General features: G+C 64.8%; 18 protein-coding genes, 1 tRNA gene and 3 pseudogenes. 12 read left to right on the top strand and 10 right to left on the bottom strand.

What is annotated here, in order from left to right; genetic code table 11:
* Positions 1–9: 9 nt before the first annotated feature.
* The 3 genes and pseudogenes from rhaI to HK436_RS08505 all read left to right on the top strand — a co-directional run bounded on the left by rhaI (position 10) and on the right by HK436_RS08505 (position 2,326).
* Positions 10–1,298: pseudogene (gene rhaI / locus HK436_RS08515) on the top strand (L-rhamnose catabolism isomerase).
* 12 nt (positions 1,299–1,310) lie between these two features.
* The gene (gene rhaM / locus HK436_RS08510) at positions 1,311–1,628 is read left to right on the top strand and encodes an L-rhamnose mutarotase (protein WP_173188823.1); all 318 of its coding nucleotides are present in this window, start codon (positions 1,311–1,313) and stop codon (positions 1,626–1,628) included.
* 11 nt (positions 1,629–1,639) lie between these two features.
* The gene (locus HK436_RS08505; protein WP_173188821.1) at positions 1,640–2,326 is read left to right on the top strand and encodes a class II aldolase/adducin family protein; all 687 of its coding nucleotides are present in this window, start codon (positions 1,640–1,642) and stop codon (positions 2,324–2,326) included.
* Between the two features lie 101 nt (positions 2,327–2,427).
* Here HK436_RS08505 and HK436_RS08500 read toward each other — a convergent pair whose 3' ends face one another.
* The 4 genes from HK436_RS08500 to HK436_RS08485 form a co-directional block, all read right to left on the bottom strand.
* Entirely contained in the window at positions 2,428–2,646 is a 219-nt protein-coding gene (locus tag HK436_RS08500; RefSeq protein ID WP_173188819.1) for a hypothetical protein, read from the bottom strand.
* Positions 2,647–2,754: 108 nt separating this feature from the next.
* Positions 2,755–2,964 (bottom strand): cold-shock protein, encoded by a 210-nt coding sequence (locus HK436_RS08495; protein WP_173188817.1) that lies wholly within the window; start codon positions 2,962–2,964, stop codon positions 2,755–2,757.
* A 249-nt stretch (positions 2,965–3,213) separates the two neighbouring features.
* Positions 3,214–4,824, bottom strand: a complete 1,611-nt coding sequence (locus HK436_RS08490; protein ID WP_173188815.1) for a GMC family oxidoreductase — start codon at positions 4,822–4,824, stop codon at positions 3,214–3,216.
* A 204-nt stretch (positions 4,825–5,028) separates the two neighbouring features.
* Positions 5,029–5,103, bottom strand: a tRNA-Gly gene (locus HK436_RS08485).
* 184 nt (positions 5,104–5,287) lie between these two features.
* Between HK436_RS08485 and HK436_RS08480 the strand changes: the two genes are divergently transcribed.
* The 5 genes from HK436_RS08480 (at position 5,288) to HK436_RS08460 (ending at position 8,420) form a co-directional block, all read left to right on the top strand.
* Entirely contained in the window at positions 5,288–5,785 is a 498-nt protein-coding gene (locus HK436_RS08480) for a prolyl-tRNA synthetase associated domain-containing protein (protein ID WP_173188813.1), read from the top strand.
* 87 nt (positions 5,786–5,872) lie between these two features.
* Positions 5,873–6,832 (top strand): thioredoxin, encoded by a 960-nt coding sequence (gene trxA / locus HK436_RS08475; RefSeq protein WP_173188811.1) that lies wholly within the window; start codon positions 5,873–5,875, stop codon positions 6,830–6,832.
* 54 nt (positions 6,833–6,886) lie between these two features.
* On the top strand, positions 6,887–7,558 hold the full coding sequence (locus HK436_RS08470; RefSeq protein WP_173188809.1) for an LON peptidase substrate-binding domain-containing protein: 672 nt from the start codon (positions 6,887–6,889) through the stop codon (positions 7,556–7,558).
* Positions 7,555–7,794: a Trm112 family protein gene (locus HK436_RS08465; RefSeq protein WP_244648618.1), complete on the top strand. Its 240-nt coding sequence runs from the start codon at positions 7,555–7,557 to the stop codon at positions 7,792–7,794. The genes HK436_RS08470 and HK436_RS08465 overlap by 4 nt, the downstream gene beginning before the upstream one ends.
* Positions 7,791–8,420: a TetR/AcrR family transcriptional regulator gene (locus tag HK436_RS08460; RefSeq protein WP_173188807.1), complete on the top strand. Its 630-nt coding sequence runs from the start codon at positions 7,791–7,793 to the stop codon at positions 8,418–8,420. The genes HK436_RS08465 and HK436_RS08460 overlap by 4 nt, the downstream gene beginning before the upstream one ends.
* A 460-nt stretch (positions 8,421–8,880) precedes the next feature.
* Here HK436_RS08460 and HK436_RS08455 read toward each other — a convergent pair.
* The 3 genes and pseudogenes from HK436_RS08455 to HK436_RS08445 form a co-directional block, all read right to left on the bottom strand.
* A pseudogene (locus HK436_RS08455) lies at positions 8,881–12,260 on the bottom strand (error-prone DNA polymerase).
* Positions 12,257–13,807 carry a DUF6504 family protein gene (locus HK436_RS08450; RefSeq protein ID WP_244648616.1) on the bottom strand — a complete coding sequence of 517 codons (1,551 nt, stop codon included), beginning with the start codon at positions 13,805–13,807 and terminating at the stop codon, positions 12,257–12,259. The pseudogene HK436_RS08455 and the gene HK436_RS08450 overlap by 4 nt, the downstream one beginning before the upstream one ends.
* Positions 13,722–14,660, bottom strand: coding sequence for a hypothetical protein (locus tag HK436_RS08445; protein ID WP_244648614.1), 939 nt, complete (start codon positions 14,658–14,660; stop codon positions 13,722–13,724). The genes HK436_RS08450 and HK436_RS08445 overlap by 86 nt, the downstream gene beginning before the upstream one ends.
* Positions 14,661–14,865: 205 nt before the next feature.
* Here HK436_RS08445 and HK436_RS08440 point away from each other — a divergent pair, with 205 nt between their 5' ends.
* Together HK436_RS08440 and HK436_RS08435 are read left to right on the top strand one after the other, a co-directional pair.
* A complete protein-coding gene (locus HK436_RS08440; RefSeq protein ID WP_173188802.1) occupies positions 14,866–15,297 on the top strand; it encodes a metallopeptidase family protein in 432 nt (143 codons plus the stop codon).
* Positions 15,298–15,388: 91 nt separating this feature from the next.
* Positions 15,389–16,093, top strand: a complete 705-nt coding sequence (locus HK436_RS08435) for a VIT1/CCC1 transporter family protein (RefSeq protein ID WP_173188800.1) — start codon at positions 15,389–15,391, stop codon at positions 16,091–16,093.
* A gap of 30 nt (positions 16,094–16,123) precedes the next feature.
* Here the strand turns inward: HK436_RS08435 and HK436_RS08430 are convergent, their stop codons facing one another.
* Together HK436_RS08430 and HK436_RS08425 are read right to left on the bottom strand one after the other, a co-directional pair.
* Positions 16,124–16,330 (bottom strand): DUF1737 domain-containing protein, encoded by a 207-nt coding sequence (locus HK436_RS08430; protein WP_173188799.1) that lies wholly within the window; start codon positions 16,328–16,330, stop codon positions 16,124–16,126.
* Positions 16,327–17,217, bottom strand: coding sequence for an HpcH/HpaI aldolase/citrate lyase family protein (locus HK436_RS08425; RefSeq protein WP_173188798.1), 891 nt, complete (start codon positions 17,215–17,217; stop codon positions 16,327–16,329). The genes HK436_RS08430 and HK436_RS08425 overlap by 4 nt, the downstream gene beginning before the upstream one ends.
* A gap of 121 nt (positions 17,218–17,338) precedes the next feature.
* On the opposite strand from HK436_RS08425, the pseudogene HK436_RS08420 reads away from it, so the two are divergent.
* Together HK436_RS08420 and HK436_RS08415 are read left to right on the top strand one after the other, a co-directional pair.
* Positions 17,339–18,507, top strand: a pseudogene (locus HK436_RS08420) (NAD(P)/FAD-dependent oxidoreductase).
* 235 nt (positions 18,508–18,742) lie between these two features.
* Positions 18,743–19,180: a glyoxalase superfamily protein gene (locus HK436_RS08415; protein ID WP_173188797.1), complete on the top strand. Its 438-nt coding sequence runs from the start codon at positions 18,743–18,745 to the stop codon at positions 19,178–19,180.
* 21 nt (positions 19,181–19,201) lie between these two features.
* Here HK436_RS08415 and HK436_RS08410 read toward each other — a convergent pair whose 3' ends face one another.
* Positions 19,202–20,338: an aminotransferase gene (locus tag HK436_RS08410; protein WP_173188796.1), complete on the bottom strand. Its 1,137-nt coding sequence runs from the start codon at positions 20,336–20,338 to the stop codon at positions 19,202–19,204.
* Positions 20,339–20,375: the final 37 nt, after the last annotated feature.

Raw genomic sequence — 20,375 nt, 5'->3', positions numbered from 1 at the left:
GAGGACGAGATGGAAACGATCATAGAAACCGACATCGTCTCGCGGGAAAACGAGGCCAGGCAGACCGCGCTGAAATCCGACTATGCCGCACTCGGCGAGCAGCTCGCACGCCGGGGCATCGCCATCGATGCTGTTCTGGCAAAGGTGGAGGCCTTCGGCGTCGCGATCCCCTCATGGGGCGTCGGCACCGGGGAACCCGCTTTGCCCGCTTTCCCGGCGGCGGCGAACCGCGCGACATCTTCGACAAGATCGAGGATTGCGCGGTTGTCCAGCAGCTTACCCGCGCCACACCGACCGTGTCGCTGCACATCCCATGGGACAAGGCCGACCCGAAGCGCCTGAAGCAGGCGGCCGCGCGCTTCGGCCTCGGCTTCGACGCGATGAACTCGAACACCTTTTCCGACGCGGTGGACCAGAAGCTTTCCTACAAGTTCGGCTCGCTCAGCCATGCCGATGCGGCCGTGCGCCGGCAGGCGGTCGAGCACAATCTCGAATGTATCGAGATCGGCAACACCCTCGGCTCGAAGGCGCTGACCGTCTGGATCGGCGACGGCTCCAACTTTCCCGGGCAGGTGAATTTCGCCCGCGCTTTTTCACGCTATCTGGAGGCAATGGCCGACATCTATGCAGCCCTGCCAGACGACTGGCGGCTCTTCACCGAGCACAAGATGTACGAGCCTGCCTTCTATTCGACCGTGGTGCAGGACTGGGGCACCAATTACATCATCGCGAAGGAGCTGGGTCCAAAGGCCTTCTGCCTTGTCGACCTCGGCCATCACGCGCCCAACGTCAACATCGAGATGATCGTGTCGCGGCTGATCCAGTTCGGCAAGCTGGGCGGCTTCCACTTCAACGACAGCAAGTATGGCGACGACGATCTCGACGCAGGGTCCATCGATCCCTATCGCCTGTTCCTCGTCTTCAACGAGCTGGTCGATGCCGAACTGTCCGCCGGCAAAGCCTTCCACCCCGCCCACATGCTCGACCAGAGCCATAACGTCACCGACCCGATCGAGAGCCTGATGCTGTCGGCCACGGAAGTGCAGCGCGCCTATGCGCAGGCGCTGCTCGTCGATCGTGACGCGCTCACCGCATTTCAGGAAGACAACGACGCATTGATGGCCACGCAGACGCTGAAGGCAGCCTACCGCACGGATGTCGAGCCGATCCTTGCCATGGCGCGGCTGAATGCAGGCGGAGCCATCGACCCGGTGTCCGCCTATCGCGCGGCAGGCTACCGCGCCAAGGTCACCGCGGAGCGCCCGGCGGTTGCCGCAGCCGGTGGCGGCATTGTCTAGGAGGATCGGCCAATGCCCGAGCGGATCGCATTTCGAATGGTGCTGAATCCCGGCCAGGTCGAGGAATATAGGCGGCGTCACGACGAGATATGGCCGCAGATGCTGGCAGCCCTGCGCGAGGCCGGCATCTCGGACTATTCGATCTGGCTCGACCCGGAAACGAACCATCTCTTCGCCACTCTCGTGCGCGCCGACGACCATACGATGGACGACCTGCCGCAAACGCAGATCAACCGCCGCTGGTGGGATTTTATGGCCGACATCATGCAGGTGGGCGACCGCAACGAGCCGGTCGTCGTGCCGCTGCAACGCGTTTTTCATATGGATTAGGAATAAGGACGATGACGAACCAGAAGCTGCGCGAGGAGATGGTTTCCATCTGCCGCCGCATGAATACCAGCGACATCAACCAGGGCACGGCGGGCAACCTCTCCGTGCGCTCCGGCGACGGCTTCTTGATAACGCCGTCGAGCATGCCCTACGACGTCATGACGCCGGACGACATCGTGGAGATGGACTTCGATGGCACTTATGTCGGCGGCCGCCCGTCTTCTGAATGGCGCTTCCATCGCGATATTCTCAAGGCCCGCGAAGACATCAATGTCGTGCTGCACTGCCACTCGGTCTACGCGACGACGCTGGCCTGCCATCACAAGACCATTCCGGCATTTCACTACATGACCGGCGTTGCCGGCGGCACCACCATCCGTTGCGCGCGCTATGCGACCTTTGGCACCCAGGCACTGTCAGACGCAGCACTCGAAGCGCTTGAGGGGCGGCTTGCCTGCCTGCTCGGCCAGCATGGCCAGATCTCGCTCGGCACGTCGCTGGAGGCCGCGCTCTGGCTGGCGATCGAGGTCGAGACACTGTCGCGCATGTATGTGCAGGCGCTGGCGCTCGGCGAGCCGCCGGTGCTGCCCGACGACGAGATGGAACGCGTCATCGCGCAGATGAAGCGCATGAGCTACGGCTTCGGACCCGAGGCCGAAGGCTCGAACGACGTCGCCCGCCCGCGCGGCAAGAACTGAATGAGCCGCTTCATCCGCTGTGGCGCCTATGGGCATGGTCGCTGTCCATGCTGATTACTGGCGAACGCGCGCAACCCGTTGCGCGAAATTGGCTCTTCAGGTCAGCTCTTCTTTTTGCGCGGCTTCTTCGCGGCAGGCGCCTCGGTCACCATGGCTTCTTCCCGCGCCAGCCGTGCTGCCCGCAGCCGCTCGGTCTTGGCCTCGCGGGCCGACAGCTCGTGGTCGATTATCGCACGCGCGGTCTTGGTTGTGACGTCCGCCTTGGTTTCCTGCTTGGAAGGCTTGGGCTGAAAAACGGCATTGATAAAAACGTCATCCATGATTGGGTCTCCTCAAAGTGAAAAAGGCCGGGAATTCCCGACCTTCTCCTGAGCGTCTCGATGGCCAGTGCCAGTACATCCGTGGTCAAAGACCAGAAACGCTATTCCTTATGCAGCCTGAAGATTCTCGGCTGCGCTCTTGCCGTTGCGGTTGTCCTTGACAACCTCGAAGCTGAGCTTCTGGCCTTCGGCGAGCGTGGACATGCCAGCCCGCTCGACTGCCGAAATATGCACGAACACGTCCGGCTGTCCGCCGTCCTGCTCGATGAAGCCAAAGCCCTTGGTGGAGTTGAAGAATTTTACGGTTCCAGTAGCCATATCGATTTTCCTTTTCAAATCGGCACAGATCATCGACGCCTGGCCGGATGCCAAACGTCGCAGTCTTCGAAATTGAGAGGGAAGATCGTCGGAGCGCTGTAGCGCAGAAACAAAGTTCGTCAACAAGATCGATTGACTGGATATAGGGATCGATTGTGTTCACGGCAAGGCCGCCGGCAACTTTAGTTAGCGGGGAGGCAGATCAACTTGGTCGGTGGGCGCAAAGCGGCTGCTCTCGATCGCCGGCGTTCAGGCGACGATCATCTGCGCGGCCTTCTCCGCGATCATGACGGCGGGCGCATGGGTATTGCCGGATACGATCGTCGGCATGATAGAGCAGTCGACGACCCGCAGCCCCTCGACGCCGCGAACGCGCAATTGCGGGTCGACAACGGCCTGCTCGTCGGTCCCCATCCGCGCGGTGCCGACCGGATGGAAGATTGTCGTCGCGATGTCGCCGGCGGCGCGCGCCAGCTCCTCGGGCGACTGGATCGCCGTTCCCGGCTTGAACTCCTCGGGCTTGTACTGCGCCATGCGACGCGTGGCCATGAGGCGACGGGCGGCCGTGATCGAGTCGGCGGCAACCTGGCGGTCCCCGTCGGTGGAAAGATAGTTGGGCGCGATCTCCGGGTGTTGGTCGAATTCGGGCGAGACGATCTTCACGGTGCCGCGCGACTGCGGCCGGAGGTTGCATACGGAGACGGTGATTGCGGGAAAATCGTGGAGCGGCTGGCCGAACGCCTCCAGCGAAAGAGGCTGCACGTGGAACTCGATGTTTGGCGTGTCGAACATCGCGTCCGATTTCATGAAGATGCCGAGCTGGCTCGGCGCCATGGACATCGGCCCCGAACGCCTGAAGGCATATTCCAGCGCGATTCGCGCCTTGCCTGCAAGCGTCGACTGCCGCTCGTTGAGCGTCTGCGCCCCCGCTATCCTGAATGCAGTGCGGATCTGAAGATGATCCTGCAAATTCTCCCCGACAGCCGGCGTGTCACGCACGACTGGAATGCCATGCCCCTGCAGCAGCGACCCCGCGCCGAGCCCGGAAAGCTGGAGCAGTTGGGGCGTGCCGATCGCGCCTGCAGAAAGGATGACTTCGCCCGAAGCATGCACCCGCGCCGGCTTGCCGCCGAGCCTCAGATCGACGCCCTTGGCGCGCAGCCCGTCGAAGACGATGCGCTCGGCCTGCGCATGCGACATCACTGTCAGGTTCCGGCGATGCCGCACCGGGCGGATGAAGGCGCGTACGGCGTTGAAGCGGAGGCCCGCCTTCTGGTTCACCTCGAAATAGGACGAGCCGAAATTGTCGCCGTCATTGAAGTCGTCTACTTGCGGCACGCCCAGCTCCTCGGCAGCCTCCCGTACGGCGTCGAGTATCGGCCACGAAAGCCGCTGGCGCTCGACCCTGAGCTCACCGTCCTGTCCGTGAAACGGCGCGCCCGACGCGTGGTGGTTCTCCGATTTGCGAAACAAGGGCAGCACGTCGTCCCAGCCCCAGCCGGGATTGCCGAGCTGGCGCCAGTGGTCGTAGTCGGCCGCCTGGCCGCGCATGTAGATCATGCCGTTGATCGACGAGCATCCGCCCATCACCTTGCCGCGCGGATAGGCAAGCGAACGCCCGTTCAGTCCCGGCTCCTTGACCGTCGAATAGCCCCAGTCGGTGCGCGGGTTGCCCATGCAGTAGAGATAGCCGACGGGAATATGGATCCAGTGGTAATTGTCGGAACCGCCAGCCTCCAACAGCAGCACGCGCTTGCCGGGATCCGCGCTCAGCCGGTTCGCAAGTACGCACCCGGACGAACCCGCCCCCACGATCACGTAGTCGAAAACACCAAGATCCAGCCGGTTCGAAACGGTCATCCTCACCCACACCTTCGCCAAACGACGGCAACGGCCTCCGCCGGCTCGCAGTAAAGCCGGAAACACGCGGCGATCCAATCTCGATTGTCGCAATAGGTGACCGGCGCATACCGCGGCCGGAGCGAATGGACCGGCCCTGAGCTTTCATCTGCCCGGAAAACACGAAAGCCGCGGCGAACCGCGGCTTTTCGATGTTAGATGATTTGGAGCGGGTGAAGCGATTCGAACGCTCGACCCCAACCTTGGCAAGGTTGTGCTCTACCCCTGAGCTACACCCGCTCACGCGGCTCTCGCCGCAAGCCGCGCTTATATGACCGAACTCGCTTGCGATTGCAACAGGGAAAGGTGCGAATTTCTGCGGCGTCCTTTCGTGCGGCCGAAACGCACGGAAAACCACGGGCTGGACGGCTCCCCGCCCCCTCGGTTAAGCAGGAAAGCTACGTTTTACAGGCCTATACCGACCATGCCCAAGACCCCTGACGAACTGCTCGCCTTTCTCTCCGAACTCGGCATCGCCGTGAAGACGGCAACCCACCCGCCTCTGTTCACCGTAGCCGATTCCCAGGCCCTGCGCGGTGAGATACCGGGTGGCCACACGAAGAACCTGTTCCTCAGGGACAAGAAGGAGCGGTATTTTCTGCTCACGGTCGAGGAGGATGCTGAAGTCGATCTGAAAACCATCCACCAGGTCATCGGTGGATCGGGCCGCGTATCCTTCGGAAAGCCGGAGAAGCTGCTCGACTATCTCGGTGTGACCCCCGGTGCCGTGACGGCTTTCGGCATCGTCAACGATACGGAAAACCAAGTGACGATCGTGCTCGACGAAACACTGATGCGCCATGACACGATCAACGCGCATCCCCTCACTAACGAAGCCACGACCTCGATCGGGCGCGACGATCTGCTGCGGTTCATAAAGGCCACCGGACACGAACCACTCGTCTTGAAACTGTCGGCCTAGACGCCACATTTCAGGTCATCGCCCCTCGACCCGCGGCAAGCTTGGGTTTACAGCGTTGACGGAAAGGCGGCAAAGCAAGGATTTTCGATGAGCGTTCAGGATAATCCCTTCGGTGGCGGCTACGCCGTGCAGTACGGCAATGGCGGCGCGGAAAACGTCGACAGTCAGGGCGCGGCCGGTTTCGAAGTTAAGGACACCACGACGGCGCAGTTCACGGCCGATGTGATCCAGGAGTCGCGCCAGCAGCCCGTGCTCGTCGATTTCTGGGCACCTTGGTGCGGCCCCTGCAAGCAGCTTGCGCCTGCGCTCGAAAAAGCGGTGCGCGAGTCTGGCGGCCGCGTCAAACTCGTCAAGATGAACATCGACGAACACCCGTCGATCGCCGGACAGCTCGGCATCCAGTCGATCCCCGCCGTGATCGCGTTCCGCGACGGCCAGCCGGTCGACGGCTTCATGGGCGCGATTCCCGAAAGCAAGATTCACGAGTTCATCGACAAGGTCGCCGGCGCCGATGCCGGCCAGGCGACCGCAGACGCGTTGGCTGCCGCGGCCGAGCTGCGCGCGGAAGGCGACGCTCAGGGCGCAACCCAGATTTATGCGGCAATCCTCCAGCAGGAACCCGAGAACCTCGGCGCCATCGGCGGTCTCGCGGAAATGTTGTTCGACAGTGGCGACGCCGATATGGCCCGCGAGGTTCTCGCCCGCGCACCGGAAGCTGCGGCCGACGCCCCGGAGCTTGCAGGCGTGCGGGCAAAGCTGGCGCTCGCCGAGCAGGTGGCCGCACTTGGCGACGCCGCGGCGCTGGAACAGCGCCTGGCGGCCGACCCGAAGGATCATCAGGCGCGCTTCGACCTCGCGCTGATCCACAACGCGCATGATCGACGCGAAGAGGCGGCCGACGCGCTGCTGGCGATCATGAAGGCGGATCGCGGCTGGAACGACGACGGCGCCCGCCTGCAATTGCTGAAGTTCTTCGAGGCATGGGGCATGGCGGACGAAGCGACGCTTGCGGCGCGGCGTAAGCTTTCATCGCTGCTGTTTTCCTGAGCGGCGACCGGCCGCGCCGCATGTGCGGGGCGGCAAGGCAGGGAGAATCGTAAAGTGCAGGCCGGAAACGCGCGATACCGAACGGCAAGGGATCTTCCCGAAACGGTCCCCGTGTTCCCGCTCGAAGCCGCGCTGCTGCTGCCCGGCGGCCGCATGCCGCTCAACATCTTCGAGCCGCGCTATCTTGAGATGATCGATCACGCGTTGTCGCACCAGCGCCTGATCGGCATGGTTCAGCCTCGGCTCGACGGAGCGGTGCGCGGCGACGGCGAACCCGAACTGTGCGAAGTCGGATGCCTCGGTCGCCTGACGTCCTTTGCCGAGACCGGCGACGGGCGTTATCTGATTTCGCTTCAGGGCGTATGCCGCTTCCGCGTCGTTTCCGAGGTGGGCACAAAGACGCCGTTCAGGCAATGCCGGATCAAGTCCTTTATCGCCGATCTCAACATGGAGGCCGGCGCGGCGGAGATCGACCGGCCGGCCCTGCTCAAGGCGTTTCGCGCCTATCTGAAGGCGAACGATCTTGATGCTGACTGGGAAAGTGTCAGCCGCGCGGAAAACGCGATGCTGGTCAATGCGCTGTCGATGATGGCACCCTACGGCGCGGCCGAAAAGCAGGCCTTGCTGGAGGCGCCCGACCTGAAGACGCGCGCCGAAACACTGATCGCCATCACCGAGATCGCGCTTGCGCGCGACGACGAGGATTTCGGATCGAGCCTGCAATGAGCGGAACCGGGGACCAGCGCAAGCCGATGGGCAGGGATATGGCGACCCGCACGGTCGACCCCAAGCTGCTCGAGATGCTCGCCTGCCCGCTAACCAAGGCGCCGCTGCGATGGAATGCGGAGAAGGGTGAGCTGATCTCGCCGGGAGCAAGGCTCGCCTATCCGGTGCGCGACGGCGTGCCGATCATGTTGCCATCGGAGGCGCGTCAGCTCGGCAACGACGAAACTGGCCGGTGAGCAGGCGGGGCGTCGTAGCCGCTGGGTCGGCTGGAAATGCCAGGCATGAACGGGCGCGCCGGCGCAAGGGCGACGCCAACCGCGAGGCGATCGCGGCGGCGGCGGCAAGCCTCTTCTGGCGCGAGGGATATGCGGCCAGCACCATTGCCGGCATCGCGACCGCGGCCGATGTCCCACCCGGCAATCTCTTCTATTACTTCCGCAGCAAGGCAGACATCGCCCATGCTGTCGCCGACGTGTTCTGCGCGGAGACCGAGGCAATGCTTCAGGCGACCGCCGAGGATGAGACCGAGCCGCGCCGTCGGTTGGGCGCACTGGTGGCGCGGCTTTCACGAAGCGCACCGAGTCGTGTCGCCCATGGCTGTCCGATCGCGCTGTGCGTGCGCGACTTTCGCGGCGATGCGCCCGTGGCCTCGGACCGCGCGGCCGAATCCTTCACCATGCTGATCGGCTTCATGGCGCGCGAGCTTGGCCGCACCGGCCAGCGCCCATCTCTGGCATTGGCGCAGGCGCGCGCGGCCCTTGTCGAATGGCAGGGCGGCATCATGCTCGCCCATGCGCTGAAGGACGCGACGGTGCTCTCGGAAAGCTTCCGCCGCATGGAGCGCCTGCTTGGCGCCCAGTGACGGCTCAGGCCAACCAACGGTATCTGTATGCCCCACGCAGGATGCCGGTAACCCGGCGGCTGGCCTATGCCACTGCATTCAAAGCGGGCTCGCGCATGTTTCGCCGACCTCTATCGCTTCACGGCCATCTCTCTCCTTCGGGAAGCGGGAGAGACAGAGAGAAATTGCCGACCGTACCGCTTGGCAGTCTTCCTCTCCTTCGGGGGAGGGTGGCTTGCGAAGCAAGTCAGAGTAGGGGCATTCCGCGCGACGCTGATCTGAGTTCAGTGCCATGCGTCCGGCCATTCCCATCGGCACATGATGCAGCCGTTTGCGAGCGAGGTCCGGCCGATCCCTGCAGCCGGCAGGTGGGTCGGCTGGGCGCGGGGCGCGATGCAGCGAACCCAGCCGCATAAGGATACAGACAGTTCGACTGATCGGTTGTTGGTGGCTGGCATTCTCCTGACCATCGATACCCGGTTCAGTGAAAGTTGCGCCCCTTGGGCATCAGCTTCTTCACATTGGCGGCGGGCTCGCCGCCAATGTGCCCGGCCGGCTCTCGCAGGGCTTCTCGATCGACCCCCGCCTGTTCGGGCGGACCCGGCTGTCGTGGTCGATAGCCCGCTTGATCTCGTCCGGCGGCGAACGGAAATCGACGGTCTGGGCCGCTTCCGAAAGCGCCTCCAGCCGATGGCTCAGATCCTCGATCCGCTCGGCGACAATATGGATGACGCCCGACTCCGATTGCAGCTTCCCCGTCACCCGCACCAGCCGCCCGCCGAGGATGACCGGGCGATAGCGATCGAACACGCGCGGCCAGATGATGACGTTGGCGATCGAATTCTCGTCTTCCAGCGTCAGGAAGATCGCGTTGCCCTTGCCGGGGCGTTGGCGCACCAGCACCAGCCCCGCGATCGAGATTCGGCGCCCACCGCGAATATCGGGCAGCATCGCATTGGGCGTGACACCGTCCCGCTCCAGCCCGGCGCGCAAAAACGAGACCGGATGCGCCTTGAGCGAAAGCCGAAGCAGGCGGTAGTCGTGGATGACATGCTCGCCGAGCGGCATGGCGGGAAGTGTCGTCTCGGGTTCATTGTCGGGCAGGCGGACCTCCGGACGGTCGAACAACGGCAGGCGCTCGGCGGCACTCCTGCCGTCAAGCGCGCGTACCGCCCACAGCGCCGCGCGCCGATCGAGGCCGATGGAGCGGAACGCGTCGGCCTCCGCCAGCTTTCTGATCGCGTCGACATGGAGGCACGATCGCAGCCACACGTCGCGCACGGATTCGTAGCCGCCGCCGCGCTGTTGCACGAATGTCGTCATCTCCGCCTCGGACAGGCCCTTGATCTGCCGGAATCCCAGCCGCACCGCATGGCGGGTGAGGATGACACTGCGCATCTCCCTGTGCCGGTGTGCGACCTTCGCGGGATCGAATGGCGCTTCCTCGAGCGTGCAGTCCCAGTCAGAATGGTTGATGTCGACCGGCCTGACTTCCGCGCCGTGGTCGGCCGCGTCGCGGACGAGCTGCGCCGGCGCGTAGAAGCCCATCGGCTGGGAATTGAGGATCGCTGCGCAGAAGACGTCCGGATAGAAAGTCTTGAACCAGCATGACGCATAGACCAGCAGCGCGAACGAAGCTGCATGGCTTTCCGGAAAGCCGTAATCGCCGAACCCCTCGATCTGCTTGAAGACACGCAGCGCGAATTCCTCGGGATAGCCTTTCGCCGTCATCCCCGAGATCATCCGCTTCTTATAATCCTTTATGGTTCCAAGGCGCTTGAAGGTCGCCATCGCTCGGCGCAGTTCATCGGCCTCGCTTGGCGAGAAGCCGCCGGCTACGATGGCGATTTTCATCGCCTGTTCCTGGAACAGCGGGACACCGAGCGTCTTTCCCAGGATCGTCTCAAGCTCGGGCATCACATAGTCGGGCTTTTCCTTCTTCTCGCGACGCCGAAGATAGGGATGAACCATATCACCCTGTATTGGACCAGGCCGCACGATCGCCACCTCTATGACGAGGTCGTAGAATTCGCGGGGCTTCAGCCGCGGCAGCATCGACATCTGCGCGCGGCTCTCGATCTGGAACACGCCGAGCGTGTCGGCCCGACAGATCATGTCATAGACCCGCTCGTCTTCCTTTTTCATGCTGTCGAGCGTCAGATTTAGCCCATAGTGCTCGTCCAGCAGGACGAAGGCGCGCTTCAGGCAGGTCAGCATCCCTAGCGCCAGCACATCGACCTTGAGCATTTTCACCGCATCCAGGTCGTCCTTGTCCCATTCGACCATCTTGCGCTCGTCCATCGCCGTCTTGACGATTGGCACCATCTCGTCGAGCCGGTCCCTGGTGATGACGAACCCGCCGACATGCTGCGAGAGGTGGCGAGGAAAACCCATGATTTCGTTGGCGCGCTGCATGACTCGCACCGTCATGGGATCGCTTTCGGCAAGGCCTCCGGCCTTGGCTTCCTTCACGCCGACCTCGGACGAGGACCAGCCCCAGATCGACCCGGAAAGCGCCGACTGGACGTCGTCCGAAAGCCCCATCGCCTTGGCCACCTCGCGCATTGCCGATCGTCCGCGATAGGTGACGACCGAAGCGGCCAGCGCCGTATGTTTTTCACTGTATTTCTCATAGATGTAGGCCATGACCTCGTCGCGTCGCTCGTGCTCGAAATCGACGTCGATATCCGGCGGCTCGCCGCGCTTTTCGGAGATGAACCGCTCGAAAAGGCAGTCGATGATGTCTGGGCCGACCTCAGTGATTCCGATGCAGTAGCAAACCACGGAGTTGGCAGCCGAACCCCGCCCCTGACAAAGGATGCCTCTCGACCGGGCAAACTTCACGATGTCGTGGACAGTGAGAAAGTAGCGCGCGTAGTTGAGCGTCGCGATGATGTCGAGTTCCTTGCGGATGAATTCCTTCACCCTTTCCGGCACGCACTCCGGGTAACGGTGCGTCGCGCCTTCCCATGCCAAGCGCTCCAGTTCCTGCTGCGGCGCCAGCCCAGATTCCGTCGGCTCGTCCGGGTAGTTGTATTCCAGCTCGCTCAGCGAGAATTTCAATGTTTCCGCAAACCGAATCGTTTCGGCAAGGGCACCGGGATACCGCTTGAACAGCCGCGCCATTTCCGCCGGCGGTTTCAGATGGCGCTCGCCATTGGCCTGCAGTGCGTAGCCTGCCCTGGCGACGGGCGTGTTGAGGCGGATCGCGGTAAGCACGTCCTGCAATGGCCGTCGTTCGGCGGCATGAAAAAGCACGTCGTTGATCGCCATCAGCCGCAGACCGGCTTCCGAGGCCATCGCCGCCGCCTGCTCGATGCGAAAGCGGTCATTGCCGTTGTACAGGGGTGTAACGGCGAGCCACACCGCATGCCGGCCGAAATGCTCCCGCAACTGCCTCAGAAGATCGCGCTCCTTTGTTACCTCCGTCGAAAGTGCCGGGATCACGGCCAGCGACATGTGCCCGCCCCATTCGAGCAGGTCGGCGAGATAGACCTTCGGGTCGCCTTTCGGGCTCTCGTCGCGAAAATTCGCCTGGGTGAGCAGGCGGCACAGGTTCCCCCAGCCCTTTCGGTCGCGCGGATAGGCAAGCACATCGGGCGTGCCGTCGGCAAAGACGAGGCGGCAGCCGGGATGGTAGGGCAGGCTCGATGCCGCCCCCTTTTCTTCCGGAAGAATCTGCTTCGACTGGCTCCAGGCGCGCACCACGCCCGCAACCGTGTTGCGATCGGCAAGTCCCATGGCGGCGTGACCCAGCATGTAAGCGGCAACCACCAGTTCCTCCGGCCTCGACGCCCCGCGCAGGAACGAAAAGTTCGATTGCGTGGCGAACTCGACATAGGAGACAGGCGGAGCGCTCATGCAAAGACCCCTTGCATGAACCAGCGCGGCGGCGTTTCGCCCTTGTCGTAGAAGCCTTCGCGATAAAGCCAGTAGCGCCGACCGCTATCGTCCTCGACCCGGTAATAGTCCCGCGTTTCGCCCGCCTCCTTTTCCTGCCACCATTCCGGGGCGATGCGTTCGGGGCCTTCCGCGCCTGCAACGCGATAGGATGCGCGCCGCCAGCGGAAGCGGGCCGGAGGCCCCTCGGGAATTTCGGCCATCACCTCGACCGGTTCAGGATGCGGGAAAAGCCTGACCGGCCGCTCTCTGGAAAGGAAATACGCTTCCCCTTTCGAAGGGGCGCCTTCCGCAAAGCCCGCGAATGGAACAAACGCAACGGCGCGTTCGGGGATATGGCTTTCGACCGTGACGGGCCGCAGGATCGAACGGTCGCCCAGCCGGGCGCGGACACGATCGGCAAAAAGCGCCAGCCCCGCATCATCCGCCTTGCTTTCGCCGGCCAGGTCGACCTGTTCCGCCGCGAAAGGTGCGGCTTCGAGTGCCGAAAGCCGCACCATTTCGAACCCGTAATCGGCATCGACGCCGCCTACAGCCTTGAGCTTTTCGCGGAACAGCTTGAGGATCAGCGCCGGCTCGCGCAGCGGCCGCGACGCGCCGACGGTCAGGCGATGCACGGCGCCGTCCACCCGGAAAAGGGCGAGCTGCAGCAGGCGCGCACCTTCGTCACGCCGCTCCAGATCGGCTTTCAGCGTCGCCGACAGGAGAAGCAGCAGCCGTTCGATATCCTCCTCAAGCACCACGGGCTCTGCGAGGCGGCGCTCCACCGAAAGCGGCGCGACGGGCAGGCGTGGCGACACAGCCTCCTCCAGCCGGCCGAGCGCCTGGTCGAGGCGCATGACCGGCAGCTTGCCGAAACGGCGCACGAGCGGCCCGCGCGGCGTTTCCATCAGCGCGCCGACGGTGCGCAGGCCCAGGCTTTCGAGCCCCTTGCATGCGGGAGGCTCAAGCCGCAGCGCCGCTGGCGGCAGGCCGGCGAGCGCCGGTGCCTCCGCGCCCGGCTCGATCGGCACGGGCCGCAGGAAACGGGCGGCCGCCCATGCCATGCCCGGCGTAGAGGCGAGCCCCGCACGGGCGCGAAAGCCCTGGCTATAAAGCCGCTCCAGCACCTCGTCGAGCATCGCCTGTTCGCCGCCGAAGAGGTGGACGCAACCGGTGATGTCGAGGAAGAGCCCGTCCTCTCCGCACAGCGCGACCAGCGGCGTATAACGGTCGCACCAGTCAGCAAGGCTTTCCAGAAGCCTGCGGTCGGCCTCCGGCTCCGCCTCGATCACGTCCAGCCCGGGATGCATGGCGCGCGCGTCGGCGACCCCCATGCCCGGACGCAGCCCGAGGGCCGCTGCCGTCTCGTCGAGGGCTGCGATGCGTTGCGTGTTGTTCTCGCGGTGGCTGACGGCGAGCGGCTGGCGGGCGCCTGTGCCCTCACGCCGCGCCTCTGAACGCCAGGCCCGCCCCAGCCGTGCCCTGAGGATGCGCTCCGTCGGCAGCAGGGGAAACCACAGCGCCATGATCCTGCACCCCGCCGGGGTCGGATCGTCTTTCGTTAAAGGCGCGCTCATCGTCGTTCCATTCCAGTGTGAAGGTTGCAGGCATGCCCAGGCGGCTTCGGGAAACCGCGACGGTGAAGGCAGGCGGACCGATCGATCCGGCAAGCGCACCCGAAAGGGAATGCCGCTTCGCTGCGGGCGCGGCCGAGACGACGAGCCGCACTGGTGCTGCCGTCGGCGCCGGCTCGCCGGCATGGCGCAGGAGATAGAGCGGGCGGCCCGCGGCCTGGGTGCGCCGGTGCAGGCGGCGCGTGGCGGTCAGGTCGAGCTTCGGCGTGTGCCCCCGCACCTCGAGCAGCACCGCCGAAAGCGCGCCAAGCGCAGCGGCCTCCTCCGCCACCCACAGCGCATCCTCCAGCCGGCGGCCCTGCGCGACCAGCAGGGCCGCCGGCGGCAGGCCGAACCGGTGCAGGATACCGGGCGCATAAGGGCTTCCCGCCTCGGGGAACGTTTCGCCCGCAGTCACCCACAGAAGCGGCGCCTTCACCGTGGCCTGCCTGCGCGCCAGCGCGACCATCGCCAGCGCGAAACCGGCCACGGCGCCTGCATCGCGCGTTTCCCTGCCATGGATCTCCACCAGAGCCGCGAGCGGCAACCCGCCGCCCAGTGCGGCGTCGAGGCCGCCTGCGCCCGTCGGCAGAAGTCCTGCCGTGCCGTCGGCAGCGCCCTGCCGGCGCAGGACAATGTCCGCCCCGGCACTGGCCGAGCCGGCCACCTCAGCCGGCTCCAGCCGCTCCGGCAGCGTGCCCTCGATCCTCGCAATTTCCCGGCGCAAGGCACAAACAGCCTCTCGCGCCACGGCGGATGTCGCCATGATGCTGCTCTTTCGCGCTAAATGTTCCTATTATGTTCTAATGGATTCCAGAGCCGCACCGAAGAGTCAAGCGGAGTCTCGAAGAATTTATTCCTCTACTCTGGCGGCCAATCGGGCATCGTGCGCGTCTGGCGCGGTAACGCTTGCGGAATCAGGGGTCGAAAGCCGCGCTGCAAAGGTCTATATGGCGGCCAAAGGACACTGCATGGCCCGCATCTATCAGACCCGCGACTGGACCGATCAGCTTTCGCCCTCGCTTCAGGAGTTCGAGCTTCTGGCGCTGGAAACCTATGCGCATCTGCCCGGCGAATTCCGCAAGCTCACCGGCGAGATCGTCATCCAGATTGCCGAATTCCCGACCGACGAGATCATGGACGACCTCGCGCTTGAGACGCCGTTCGACCTGCTCGGACTGTTCGAGGGCCGCGGCATCGCCGAGCGCTGGAACCCTTCCACCGGAGAGGGTCCGAACCGCGTCACCCTCTATCGCCGCGCCATCCTGGATTACTGGGCCGAAAACGAGGAGACGCTGGGCGACATCGTCGCCCATGTGCTGATCCACGAGATCGGTCACCATTTCGGCCTGTCCGACGACGACATGGCGCAGATCGAGGAAAACGCCGAGACCCGGCCCTAGCTAAACCCCACAATTCCGGCGTTTCGGTAGTTGCTTGCAGACCTGTGACGCTATTCCCAGGGCGAGCCCCACAATCGATGAGGCGAAAACCGTGACCGTCCCCTCAGCGCATCCGGATGATCCGCACTACATCACCCGCAGTGGATGGCTTCGTGCCGCCGTTCTGGGTGCCAATGACGGCATTGTCTCGGTCTCCTCGCTCATCGTCGGCGTGGCGGCAGCCGGCCCCGACCCCAAAACCGTCATCATCGCGGGAATTGCCGGGCTGACGGCCGGCGCCATGTCGATGGCTGCGGGCGAATATGTTTCGGTCTCCTCGCAGTCGGATACCGAAAAAGCGGATATTGCCCGTGAAAAGGTCGCTCTACGCGACGACCCGGAAACCGAACTGGTCGAGCTGGCCGCCATCTACCGCGAGCGTGGCCTGAGCGAGGCGACGGCCATGCAGGTCGCCCGCGAGCTCACCGAACGCGACGCACTCGGCGCCCATGTCCGTGACGAGCTTGGCCTTTCGGAGCACCTCGCCGCCAATCCCCTTCAGGCAGCCTTCACCTCGGCTGTCACCTTCAGCGTAGCAGCCGCCATCCCGCTGGCCGCGGCATGGTTCGCGCCGGATGGGGCCGTCATCCCGGTCGTGCTGATTGTCACCGTGGCGACACTCGCCATTCTCGGCGCGCTCGGCGCCAAGGCCGGGGCGGCACCGGTCCTCAGGGCCAGCGCACGGGTCGTTGTCTGGGGCGTGTTCGCCATGGCGGTCACTGCGGGCATAGGCCGACTGTTCGGGGTCAGCGTCTGATCGGCTTAGCGCCTATTGAAGCCCGACGCGCTACTGCTCGCCCAGCTTCATGTCCGGGTGGTAGTCCTTGCCCTCGACTTCCTTGAAAACCGCCTGCCCGCAACGCATGGTCTTGGTTTCGGCATCGAACGCATAGGTGGGCGAGCCGTAGATGTGCCAGCCCTTGTTCAGCGCCGCCGTCACCTTGTGGCAGAAGCTCGAATCGTCCGGTCCGGTCAGGAATCGGTAGAGTTTCATCGCGTCTGGTCCTTTCCCAAATCCGCTTTCGCCAACAGCCGCTCGGCTTGGTCGAGATGCAGCCGCTCGACCATCTTCCCATCCAGCGAGATGACGCCGCTGGCCGCGTTCTCCGGCAGCGCGAAGGCCGCGCGGATCGCCAGCGCTTCCGCGACGGCTTCGGCGGAGGGCGAAAATGCCGTATTGGCGGGGCCGATCTGCGCCGGGTGTATCAGTGTCTTGCCGTCGAAGCCCATGTTGCGGCCTTCCCGGCATTCGGCCGTGAAGGCTTCGAGATCAGAAAAATCGTTTCTGACCCCGTCCAGCGCGTCGAGCCCGCCCGCGCGCGCAGCCAGCACGATCTGCATCAGCCACGGTACCAGATAGCGCCGGTCGGGGGTGGCGAGAACGCCGGTTTCCTTAACGAGATCGTTGGTGCCGGCCACCAGGCAGGCCAGCCGCGCCCCGCGATCGCGCCCCAACGCGGCGATCGCGCCAATGTTGAGCATCGCCCGTGGCGTCTCGATCATCGCCCACAGCCACAGCGAGGCCCGCGCTTCCGTTTCGTCCAGCACGTCGTTCGCCTCCAGCACGTCGCGCGCCGTCTCCACCTTGGGCAGCAGGATCGCATCCGGGCGGGCTTCGCGCGCAGCCAGGAGGTCGGCGCTGCCCCATTCGCTCGACAGCGCATTGACGCGCACGACGATTTCCGGCCCGCCCTCGCCTCGCGCGGCGACGAAATCGCGCATGCGCTCGCGCGCTGCCACCTTCTGCGCCGGTGCCACCGGATCCTCGAGGTCGACGACGACGCAGTCGCAGGCAAGGCTCGTCACCTTCGCCAGCGCCTTTTCGTTAGCGGCGGGAACATAGAGCACTGAGCGGCGCGGGCGAGGCGGTCTGATCTGCATGGCGTCCTTTCTGGCGCAACGGATTTCCCCGCGCAAGCGCAAGCGCGCGGCAATGCCCCACTTGCAGCCCGGCGACGAAACTGTTTCTGTCCGCGCCGCATCGACAGAGGAAGAGCCGGGCATGGCCAGTACCGACATCGTCATCATCGGCGGCGCGATCGTCGGCGCCTCCATCGCCTGGTCCCTGCGCGAGGAGGGCTTTGCGGGTTCCATCGCGCTGATCGAGCGCGACCCGCAATTCACCTGCTCCGCCACCACCCTGTCGGCCGCCTCGATCCGCCAGCAATTCTCGATCGCCGAGAACATCCGCCTGTCACGGTTCACCCTCGGCCTCTTCCGTGAGCTGAAAAAGCACTTCGGCGACGACGCCGATATCGGCTTTCGCGAGAAAGGCTACCTGATTCTGGCCGGCCCCGAAGGCGGCTCGATCCTCGAAGCCAACCACGCCGTGCAACTGGCCGAAGGCGCCGACATCGTGCTGGAGGACGCCGAGGCGCTGCGAAGCGTTTCGCATGGCTGTCCGGCGAAGGTCTTTCCGCAGGCGCCTATGGCCGCTCGGGCGAAGGCTGGTTCGACGCCCATGCGCTGCTGATGCTGTTCCGCAAGGCGCTCAGGCATCGCAATGTGGAGATGATCACGGGCGAGGTCAGCGCAATCCGGCGCGAGGGCGACCGCGTCACCGGCGTCACCCTTGCCGACGGCGAAAGCCTCGATGCGGGCCTCGTCATCAACGCGGCAGGCCCCAATGCCGGCCGCGTCGCCGCCTTTGCCGGCCTTGTCCTGCCGGTCGAGCCGCGCAAGCGATCGGTCTTCGTCTTCGAGGCGCGCGAGCGCTTCGAGGACATGCCGCTGCTGGTCGATCCATCCGGCGTCTGGGTGAGACCGGAAGGCTCGGTCTACATCACCGGCGGTGCCGAGAACGAGGACGGCGAAGGCCCGGCCGATCCGGCGGATTTCGATCCGGACTGGTCGCTGTTCGAGGAGGTGGTCTGGCCGACGCTCGCCGCCCGCATTCCTGCCTTCGAGGCGATCAGGCCCGGCCGCGCCTGGGCCGGCCACTATGAATACAACACGCTCGATCAGAACGCCGTGATCGGCCCGCACCCGGAAGTTCAGAACTTCGTGTTCGCCAACGGCTTTTCCGGCCACGGCCTGCAGCAGGCGCCGGCTGTCGGCAAGGCGCTGGCCGAATTAATCGTCCACGGCGCCTATCGCACCGTCGACTGCAGCCCCTTTGCCTGGCAGCGCATCGCCGATGGCCGCCCCTTCCGCGAACTCAATGTGATTTAGCGCGTTCCCGGCCGCCATTGACGCAGCGTCCGGCAATCCCTATGTGAGCGGCCGGGTTGGGAAGCCCCTGCCGCCCGCAGGCTGACGCCATGGTGAAGCTTCCCGGAGCATCGGACCGAAAAAGCGGAATCCGCTGCTCACGAGACGATTTCGTTTCCCTGTCATCCGACGGCCGAAACGGCAATGCGGGCTCCCGTGAACAGCATGCCGTCGACCTGAAGATAGGAGAAACGCGATGACCGATACGTCATCCGACTACAAGACCCATGCAAAACGCCTGCGCGACGCGCTTGCCGCGGATGGCATCGCCGTATCGCACGGCAAGGCGCTGGAACTCGTCGCGCGCCAGAACGGCGCGCGCGACTGGAATACGCTCGCAGCCAAGGAAAACGGTTCCGAAACGACCGCACAAACGACGCCTTTCAACGTCGGCGACCGCGTCGAAGGCACTTTCAACGACAGTCCCGCCCAAGGCCGCATCATCGGTCTTGCCGAGACCATCAAGCCGTCGCTGTGGCGCGTGACGGTGCATTTCGACCCGCCGGTCAACGCATCGACCTCGCGGCACTTCGCGGCCGAACGCCGCCGTGTCGAGATGGTCGTGGGCGCCGATGGCCGCTCGCGCCGGCTCACCGGCACCGAGACCGGCGTGATGGCGCTCCACCGCGCGTGACGACCCGAAGGGGCGGCCCGCTCAGGCCGCCCCTTGCTTTTCCAGCCCGGCCAGAAAGCCGGACACGGCTCCCAGCCCCTCGCGCAGGATCTGCGGATTGTTCGCATAGCCGATCCGCACCGTACCCTCCGCACCCAGCGCCGATCCCGGCGTGAACAGGACGCCGGTCTCTTTCAGCAGCCTTGTGCAGAACGCCTCCGAATCCATCTCGTACGTATAGCGCAGCAGCGCCGTCGTGCCTGAACGCGGCTTCACCCACGACATCGACGGCTCGCCGGCGACCCATGCGTCGAGCACCGCCAGGTTTTCGCGCACGATGGCGCGGTTGCGCACCAGCACCGCGTCGCGGCTCTCCAGCGCGATGGCCGCAAGCAGGTCGTCGATCATGCCGACACTGATCGTGTTGTAGTCGCGGTGGATCGAAACGGCCTCCAGCAGGTCGCGCCGCGCCGCGATCCACCCTAGCCTCAGCCCGGCAAGCGAAAACGCCTTCGACATGGAACCGGTGGAAATGCCTTTGTCGTAGAGATCGGCGACCGAAACGGTGCTGCCTTCGCCCTGCTGGTCGAGCCCGCGATAGACCTCGTCGGCCAGCACCCAGGCGCCACAGCCTTCCGCGATGCGCACGACCTCCTCCAGCGCCGCTCTGTCCATCAACGCCCCGGTCGGGTTGTTGGGATTGGCGAACACGATCAGCTTTGCACGGTCACCCGCCAGCCGCCGCAGCGCGTCGAGGTCGGGCGCATAGCCGTCTTCCGCGCGCAATGGCAGCGTCAGCACCTCCGCGCCGAGGCTTTCGGGGATCGAGACGTGCTGCTGATAGGTCGGCACGATGGAAACGACACGGTCGCCCGGCTCCACCAGCGCTGTATAGACCAGCGCATTGGCGCCGATCGCACCATGGGCGACGAGCACCTCGTCCGCGCTGCGGTGTTCATAGAGCCCGGCGATCGCGTCGCGCAGCCGCGCCGAGCCCTCGATCGCGCCATAGGTCAGCTTCATCGGCAGGAGATCGTCGAGCACGGAATTCGGCTTGCCGGCCAGCGACAGCAGCTCGGCCACGGTCAGCGATTCCACGCATGTCTCGGCGAGGTTGTAGCGGCAATGATTCTCGTGCCGGTTCATCCATATCTCGACCCCGAACGCCTCGATCCTCATCGCCACCTCCATTCGCTACGACCATTTCTAGCCGTCC

Source organism: Neoaquamicrobium sediminum, assembly GCF_013240295.1.
GTDB lineage: Bacteria > Pseudomonadota > Alphaproteobacteria > Rhizobiales > Rhizobiaceae > Aerobium > Aerobium sediminum.
The sequence above is the reverse complement of the archived record's forward strand: the minus strand, read 5'-3'. Positions and strand labels throughout refer to the sequence as shown.

Coding starts and splice junctions, on each gene's coding strand:
- HK436_RS08480 (WP_173188813.1), top strand. CDS start 5,288: ATGCCCAAGACCCCTGACGAACTGCTCGCCTTTCTCTCCGAACTCGGC.
- HK436_RS08430 (WP_173188799.1), bottom strand. CDS start 16,330: ATGAAACTCTACCGATTCCTGACCGGACCGGACGATTCGAGCTTCTGC.
- HK436_RS08425 (WP_173188798.1), bottom strand. CDS start 17,217: ATGCAGATCAGACCGCCTCGCCCGCGCCGCTCAGTGCTCTATGTTCCC.
- HK436_RS08500 (WP_173188819.1), bottom strand. CDS start 2,646: ATGGATGACGTTTTTATCAATGCCGTTTTTCAGCCCAAGCCTTCCAAG.
- HK436_RS08465 (WP_244648618.1), top strand. CDS start 7,555: ATGAGCGGAACCGGGGACCAGCGCAAGCCGATGGGCAGGGATATGGCG.
- HK436_RS08445 (WP_244648614.1), bottom strand. CDS start 14,660: ATGGCGACATCCGCCGTGGCGCGAGAGGCTGTTTGTGCCTTGCGCCGG.
- HK436_RS08440 (WP_173188802.1), top strand. CDS start 14,866: ATGGCCCGCATCTATCAGACCCGCGACTGGACCGATCAGCTTTCGCCC.
- HK436_RS08490 (WP_173188815.1), bottom strand. CDS start 4,824: ATGACCGTTTCGAACCGGCTGGATCTTGGTGTTTTCGACTACGTGATC.
- HK436_RS08410 (WP_173188796.1), bottom strand. CDS start 20,338: ATGAGGATCGAGGCGTTCGGGGTCGAGATATGGATGAACCGGCACGAG.
- HK436_RS08415 (WP_173188797.1), top strand. CDS start 18,743: ATGACCGATACGTCATCCGACTACAAGACCCATGCAAAACGCCTGCGC.
- rhaM (WP_173188823.1), top strand. CDS start 1,311: ATGCCCGAGCGGATCGCATTTCGAATGGTGCTGAATCCCGGCCAGGTC.
- trxA (WP_173188811.1), top strand. CDS start 5,873: ATGAGCGTTCAGGATAATCCCTTCGGTGGCGGCTACGCCGTGCAGTAC.
- HK436_RS08450 (WP_244648616.1), bottom strand. CDS start 13,807: ATGGCGCTGTGGTTTCCCCTGCTGCCGACGGAGCGCATCCTCAGGGCA.
- HK436_RS08505 (WP_173188821.1), top strand. CDS start 1,640: ATGACGAACCAGAAGCTGCGCGAGGAGATGGTTTCCATCTGCCGCCGC.
- HK436_RS08495 (WP_173188817.1), bottom strand. CDS start 2,964: ATGGCTACTGGAACCGTAAAATTCTTCAACTCCACCAAGGGCTTTGGC.